We start from the raw sequence: 6,022 nt of genomic DNA, 5'->3' as shown, positions 1-6,022 counted from the left end.
TCAACCCCGGCCCGTATGCCGCCCAGCCGGTGCCCGCCTCCCCGCTGCGCGGAATCCGGGCCGATTCCACGTCGAGTGAGCAGTCACTCGGCGCGACGCGCGGAGCGCGAGAACGCTTCCGCGCCGGATCGCCAGGTCCGGTCGAGGTCCGAGTCGTCCACGAAACGCCCCTCGATCTCGAGGATCGCCATGCCGTGCGCGAAGGCCCACATCGCCTGCGCGACGTGCGGCTCCCCCGTCGCCAGGAAGAACGGCTCCCCCGCCCAGGCCTCGAGTCCCGGGGACAGCAGATCGCGGGGCAGGTCAGGTCCCGTCGCGAGCCGATAGAGGTGCGGGTTGGCGAGCGCCAATCTGCGGTATGCCGTCAGCACCGCGGCGACCGGACCGGCATGCCCCCGCCGCGCGGCCGCCGCATGGAGCTCCTCCCCCATCTCGACGAACGCATCCTCGACGAGCGCCGCCTCGACGTTCCGCTTGCCCGGAAAGTGCTTGTAGAGCGAGGGCGCCCGCATCCCGACCTCGTCACCGAGCCGGCGCATCGTCAGCGCGTCGGGGCCCTCGGCCTCGACGATCCGCCGGGCGGTGGCGACGATCCCTGCAGCCCGCTCCGACCGCTCCGGCCCGACCGGTGCGGGGGTCGCCGCGGTCACTGAGCCGAGAGCCGGAAGACCGGGTGCCGCGGCGCGATCCGCTCCAGCTCGGCGTGAGGCGAGTCGGCATCGACGCCGTCGAAGAAGACGCCGACCTCGGCCTTCCACCGCCGCAGGTATGCGCGCAGGATGTCGACCTTCTCGGCATCGGCCAGCTCCGTCGCCAGCCGCTGCTGCCTCGACCGCCCGAGCAGCAGGTCCAGCCGGCCGCCCGCGGCGCGGACGTTGCGGACCCACTCGGCCGTGCCCCGAGGCGCGACGAGGTACTCGCTGCCCTCGACGGTGAGCAGGTTGACCGGCACTCGCCGCGGCAGGCCACTGCGGCGGCCCGGCACCTCTAGTACGCGGCTGCCCCACACGCTGAGCCCTCGCCGGGTGAGCCAGGCGACCGCCCGGTTCATCACGTTCCTCGTGAACCAGCCGGGTCGCCGGTAGTGGACCGCCTCGCTGTTTGCCATTGCCATGATCGCCTCCTGGGCTAACGTCGTTAGCCTCACTCTAGGCTAACGCCGTTAGCCAGTCACGGGGTGTGCGCACGGTCGGGCATGCCGAGGCCCTCCGGAACCGGGAGGGTTCCGGAGGGCCCAAGCGGTCAGCTGGGGATGTCCCCCTCACCGACTCAGGAGTCGGTGAGGGGAGCTCACCTCACGGGGCGACGAGCGCCCGGCTGTTGTTGATGGCGTCGAAGGTGTTCTTCGCCGCCTCCTGGATGGCCTTGACGTTGCCGTACCAGATGCTTCCGCCCGCGTTGGACTGGGCGGCCGCGTGGGTCAGCAGCTGGTTTACCGTCATCGCCGTGGCTCCCCCGAAGGCGGCGCTGGCGTTGCTGACGTCCACCTTCACGCCACCGAGCGGCAACGGCGAGCCGATCTTGTTCCCGCCAAGCGATGGGTCGCTGAAGTAGACGTCGAGCGCGGTCGCGAGCATCTGGGCCTTGAGCATCGCGTTCATGCTCGGCCCGGAGGCGTTCGCCGCGTTGAAGGCCTTGACGAAGTAGTCGCCGACGTCCTTGCACGTCGCCGTCTCCTTGAGGTCCTGGAACGGGGCGAACTGGCGCAGCCACGTGGCCGAGTTGCACACCTTGTTCGTCGCCACTCCACCGGTGATGATCGCCTGGCCGTTCTTGTTCTGCCAGAAGCCCATCGTCAGGCCCATCGCGGCGCCGCAGACCTGCACGGACTGGCTGGCTTCTCCGGTGGCACCCGTCGTGTTCGTCGTGAACGTCGCCGTGTTGTCGTACGACGCGCACGCGTCGACCGCTACCGGCACGGGGCGCTGGGAGACGAACTTGGTCGGGTTCGGGCCGCCGACGCACACCGTGCCGAGACTGCCGGCATAGGTGTCCGTCACAGCGATGCAGTCGTCGACGGTGGTGGACGAGAAGTCGATCCCGCCCAAGGTGAACTTCGCGTAGCCTGCCTCCAGGACACCGTCCGGGTCGACCGTCTGCGCGTCCCAGCTCACGGTTGCGGTGTTGTCCAGCTCGCCCTGAGGCAGACCGGACAGCTCGCAGCTGTAGTCGAAGGTGGTCTTCCCCGGCTTCAGGTCCTGGGCTCCGCCGTTCTTCACGGTGCAGACCGTGCCGTCGGAGAGCGTGTCGGTGACTCCCGCGATCCACATCGAGCCCTTGTTGAAGTTGGTCACCGTGATGGCGCCGTCGACGTGGATGTCGGTGATCTTGCCGGCGTCATGAGAGACGTTGACCGTGTAGGTGAACGTTGACTTCGAGGCCGTCGTCTGGACCAACGTCTTGTCCGCCACCTTGGTGATGTCCCACGTGTAGGTCTCCGTGGCGCTGCCGGCGGCGTCCTTGGTGATCGCTGGCGGGTCCGCGGTGCCGGACGGGCTCGGCTTGACCTTGAATGCGTCGTACTTGCAGCTGCTCGGGGCCACGGGGTAGCCGCCTGCGAGCGAGCATGTCGCGAGGATGTAGACGCCGCCCGGGTTCGTGGTGTCGCCGTAGGGCATGAGCCGGATCTTGTTGTTGTCGAAGTCGGCGGCATGGGTCCCCGTGTAGCCGATCGCGCCGTCTCCCCCGACCGTGAAGGTCCGGTTGGTGTGGTCATCGCTGGTCGAGAGGTTGCCGGCGCCGCCGTCGTTCGGGTCGTACTGGCCACCGGGCTCGAGCACGGCGAAGAAGTACTTCCCTGCACCGACCCCGGCACTCGTGGGCAGGCCGGTGAGCCAGACATAGTCCTTGCCGTCGTAGATGTTGCAGTTGATCGCCTCGTTGCCGTTCTGGCAGTGGCCGGTGCCGTCCACGGTGGGGTTCGTCGTCGATGAGACGGCGCCTCTGACCGGCGGGGCGGCCTGGGCCGACGGTGCGGCCACCGCGCCCATGGCAGGTGCCGCAATGAGCGCGACCGCCAGCCCGAGCCGGCCGAGCACCCTGCGACGACGTGTCGCTGAGCGTGTGTGCATTGGTGAGTCCTCCTTGGGTGCACGGATCACACCCCACCGCTGGGGCATGACCAGCCGACGACGGCGGTGTTCAACCTCCCCGAACGGCATCCCCCGGGGCCCCACCGGCGAAGTGCGGCCCTCGGTACCGTCGCCAGAGCAATCTCTAGGTGCGCGGCAGTCCTCCAACTGCGCATTGACGCACTCTGGCTACCGGAAGTAGACAACAGGACGGCGCCGGTGTCAGGTGATTCCAGAAGTGCGCGTGCTTCGAAACCCTTTGTCCAGCAAAGGGATTCATGTCTGGTTTGACCGTGACGTGGCAATTGTCGCGCGCGATGGAGTCCCTTTCCGTATGCCGCTCAGCCACCGGGCGCTCCTGGACTCAGCGGCATACGGACCGGTTGTCGTCACCACCCGCCGCTGCTGGGTAAGTGGCCTCTCATGACCGCTGCACATTCACCAGGCCTGCCCTTCCCGGCCAGGCTCGCGATCGACCTGGAGCGCGACGACCGTCTGGACCCGGTCGTGGACGGCGTCCGCCAGGTGGCGGGCCCACTGGCCGACTCGCCGGTCGCGACCGCCCTGCGCGGCGACTGGATGGGCCACGCCCTCCACCCGTCCCTGACGGACCTCCCGCTCGGCCTCTGGACCGCCGCCTCGGTGCTCGACGTCGTCGGGGGCGTCGGTTCCCGGCCCGCGGCACGGCGCCTCATCGGTGCTGGCCTGCTCGCCGCCGGCCCGACGGCCTTGTCCGGCTGGGCCGAGTGGCAGCGCGCCGGGACGCCCGCCCAGCGGGTCGGGGTCGTGCACGCCGCCCTCAACGTCACGGCCATCGCCTTCTACGCCGGCTCGTGGGGCGCCCGGCGGGGCGGCAAGCACGGCCTGGGCGTGGCCATGGCCCTGCTCGGTGCGGGCGCGGCGACCGCCGGCGGCTACCTCGGCGGCCACCTCGCGCTCGTCCGCGACGTCGCGAGCCGGTCAACGGGCATCGGCGACGGGCCGGGCACGAACGGCATCGGCCCGGGGACGACCTTCCCCGTGGACGGGACTGCGCCCTAGGCCGCCTGATCATCGGGGATTCGCCTTCTCGGCCCGGCTCCGGGCCGCGAGGATGGGGTGGTGCCCTTGACCGTGTCCCTGGCGGTCCTCGGCGGCGTGGTCGTCGTCGTGACCTGGGCGAGCGTGCTGGCCGTGCTCGTCGTGCCGCGGCGCACCCGTGACCCGCTGACCCGCGGCATCACCCACCTGACCGACGCCGGCTACCGGCTCGTGACCGGGGCCGTGCACAGCTACCGGCGACGGGATCGGCTGCTTGCCACGGAGGCCACGACGATCATCATCCTGCAGCTGATGGCATGGCTCGGCCTGCTCTACGTCGGCTTCGCACTCGTCCTCCAGGCCGACGACCCGGCCGGGGTGGGGCACGCCTTCGCGCAGGCCGGCTCCTCGCTCTTCACCCTCGGCTACGCGGGCCCCGACAGCGCGCCGCTCACCGCTGTCGACTACCTCGCGGCGGCGAGCGGCCTGGTCGTCGTCGCCCTGCAGATCGGCTACCTGCCCACCTTGTACAGCGCGTTCAACCGTCGGGAGACCGAGGTGACGATCCTCTCCGGCCGCGCCGGCACCCCGGCCTGGGGCCCGGAGATCCTCGCCCGGACCCGGTTCGGCGTCGCAGAGGGGGACGACGGCGTGGTGATGGACGAGTTCTACCTCGGCTGGGAGCGGTGGGCGGCCGACGTCAGTGAGAGCCACACGAACTACCCCGTGCTCATGCGGTTCCGGTCCCCGGCGAAGTACTCGTCGTGGGTTGTCGCGCTGCTCGCGGTGATGGACTCGGCGGCCCTGTGGCTGGCACTGTCGCCGGGTCGCGCGCCGGCGCTGGAGGCCCGCCTGGCGTTGCGGATGGGCTTCACAGCCTTGCAGTCGATGGCCGAGACGCTCGGCCTCCCCGTCGACCGGGACCCGGACCCTGACGGTGACCTGGCGCTGACGTATGACGACTACCGGGCAGGGATCGAGCGGATCAGGTCGACGACGTTCGTGATGGAGCGCAGCCCGGAGGAGGCATGGCCGGACTTCCGGGGCTGGCGGGTCAACTACGAGGCCGTCGCCTACGCGCTCGCCAAGCGGCTCGACGCCGTTCCCGCGCCGTGGACCGGGCCGCGGCGCACCGGAGACGCGCCGGTGGAACCGATCCGTCCTGCGAACCGGCATCCGACACCGTTCGCCAAGCCTCCGATGCCGGACCGCTCAGCCGCCGATGGCCGCGATACCGACGGCCGACGTGCCGAGCCCCAAGGTACCGACCGCCAAGGTGCCGACGACTGAGGTACGGGCTGCTGAGGCGCAGACCGTGGGGTGCCGACGCGCGACAGGCGTCAGGAGGCGACACTCAGCGGTTCCGGCATGGCGAACACCCCGTCCCGAGTCGCGACGTGGAAGCCGAGCAGGCGGACGCCGTGCTCGACGCAGAGGTCGATCGCACGTTGGTGCCAGGCACGGTCGGTGTCGTCGGCAATGAGCCCACGGGGCCGGCCGCGGCCGAGCAGCACGGCGCCGTCGATCTCCGCGACAAGCGGCAGGACGAGGCGCAACAGCTGGGTGACGCCCGCCAGGTCCACGAGCTCTTCCTGGTCGGAGAACAGGATCGGGTTGATCCCCCGGTCCCGCTCGTCGCACATCATGACGCCGAGGGAGCCGTAGTGGCGGGACTCCTCGCTGACGATCAGGTCGATCACGTCGCCAGCGAGACGGGGGTCGGTGAGGGGCAGGTGGCGGACGTTGGGTGGCAGGTCTTCGAATGACATGCCCTCCATGGTGGCCACATCCGCCGAAGCCCCGTCGAAGTTCTCCACAGGCCGGCGAGGGGGGTGCCGCTGGACTGGGTCAAAAGGAAAAACCGCGAATTTAACAATATGGGGAGTAAAAAAACAAAGACCCCCACCAATTGTTTGTGCGCCCCCAACACC

6 protein-coding genes are annotated in these 6,022 nt (G+C 69.9%); 2 read left to right on the top strand and 4 right to left on the bottom strand.

Annotated elements, in window-relative coordinates; translation table 11 throughout:
- Positions 1-83: 83 nt before the first annotated feature.
- The 3 genes from ACTHJJ_RS06565 to ACTHJJ_RS06555 all read right to left on the bottom strand — a co-directional run bounded on the left by ACTHJJ_RS06565 (position 84) and on the right by ACTHJJ_RS06555 (position 3,071).
- Positions 84-650, bottom strand: a complete 567-nt coding sequence (locus ACTHJJ_RS06565; protein WP_440302138.1) for a TetR/AcrR family transcriptional regulator — start codon at positions 648-650, stop codon at positions 84-86.
- The gene (locus ACTHJJ_RS06560) at positions 647-1,114 is read right to left on the bottom strand and encodes a nitroreductase/quinone reductase family protein (RefSeq protein ID WP_440302137.1); all 468 of its coding nucleotides are present in this window, start codon (positions 1,112-1,114) and stop codon (positions 647-649) included. The genes ACTHJJ_RS06565 and ACTHJJ_RS06560 overlap by 4 nt, the downstream gene beginning before the upstream one ends.
- A 181-nt stretch (positions 1,115-1,295) precedes the next feature.
- Entirely contained in the window at positions 1,296-3,071 is a 1,776-nt protein-coding gene (locus ACTHJJ_RS06555; RefSeq protein ID WP_440302136.1) for a hypothetical protein, read from the bottom strand.
- A 423-nt stretch (positions 3,072-3,494) separates the two neighbouring features.
- Here ACTHJJ_RS06555 and ACTHJJ_RS06550 point away from each other — a divergent pair, with 423 nt between their 5' ends.
- Entirely contained in the window at positions 3,495-4,112 is a 618-nt protein-coding gene (locus ACTHJJ_RS06550; protein WP_440302135.1) for a DUF2231 domain-containing protein, read from the top strand.
- Between the two features lie 60 nt (positions 4,113-4,172).
- A complete protein-coding gene (locus tag ACTHJJ_RS06545; protein ID WP_440302134.1) occupies positions 4,173-5,381 on the top strand; it encodes a hypothetical protein in 1,209 nt (402 codons plus the stop codon).
- A gap of 50 nt (positions 5,382-5,431) precedes the next feature.
- Here ACTHJJ_RS06545 and ACTHJJ_RS06540 read toward each other — a convergent pair whose 3' ends face one another.
- Positions 5,432-5,860 (bottom strand): hypothetical protein, encoded by a 429-nt coding sequence (locus ACTHJJ_RS06540; protein ID WP_440302133.1) that lies wholly within the window; start codon positions 5,858-5,860, stop codon positions 5,432-5,434.
- Positions 5,861-6,022: the final 162 nt, after the last annotated feature.

This window comes from Intrasporangium sp. (assembly GCF_051961875.1).
In the GTDB taxonomy this organism is placed as follows: domain Bacteria; phylum Actinomycetota; class Actinomycetes; order Actinomycetales; family Dermatophilaceae; genus Intrasporangium_A.
The sequence above is the reverse complement of the archived record's forward strand: the minus strand, read 5'-3'. Positions and strand labels throughout refer to the sequence as shown.